The following is a 583-nucleotide window of genomic DNA, read 5'->3' as shown; positions in this document are numbered from 1 at the left end:
TCCCAACTTCATGCTGAGCGATCATCGCGTCGCGGAGCGGGTCTGGCTGGAGAGCTGATATCCGCCCGCAGCGGATATCGTTGAAACGCGCCGCCGACTCTGACCGTCGGCGAACGACAAAAGTCCGTCCACCAAGTTGGGCCGGTTGTCTTGAGCGGCAGGCGAACGCCGCATTGCCGGATTGCAGGACCAAGGCGCTCGATGCGCCGGATTTCGGACGCATTGGTGCCTCGGCTGAATCGGGGCCCTTTCTTCAAAGTCCAAAGCGCCCCGGACCGGTTCCGGCCTTCCGCTCTGCTTAAATGACGCAGTCCAACGCGCGCAATGCTCCACGCCAGAATTGCAAAATTCGGATTCCTGAATCCCGAGCCATGCAAAAAACAAATCCATCATTGTCTTCGTTAACGACCTGTTGACAGAACAGATTATTCCAAAGATTGTGCGCGTGCGGCATGTCCCTGAGGGCTCGGAGAACAGTCCCAGGCGCTTTCGCAAAGGCTTTTTTAGAGAACCGGCGGATGCATTTCAGTCCGAAGGTTCGGTGCGCCGCAACGGGTAGCGCGCGCGGTACCATCATAACAAC

General features: G+C 57.8%; 2 protein-coding genes. Both read right to left on the bottom strand.

Annotated features, from left to right (window positions below; genetic code table 11):
• The coding region (locus AC1D0P_RS27305; protein WP_477679595.1) for a hypothetical protein at positions 1 to 223 on the bottom strand (223 nt) is incomplete at its 3' end.
• 75 nt (positions 224 to 298) lie between these two features.
• On the bottom strand, positions 299 to 583 hold a 285-nt coding region (locus tag AC1D0P_RS27300), incomplete at its 5' end, for a hypothetical protein (protein ID WP_477679594.1).

It is taken from the genome of Polaromonas sp. P1_G2 (genome assembly GCF_056405515.1).
This window is presented reverse-complemented; position numbering and strand designations above follow the sequence as displayed.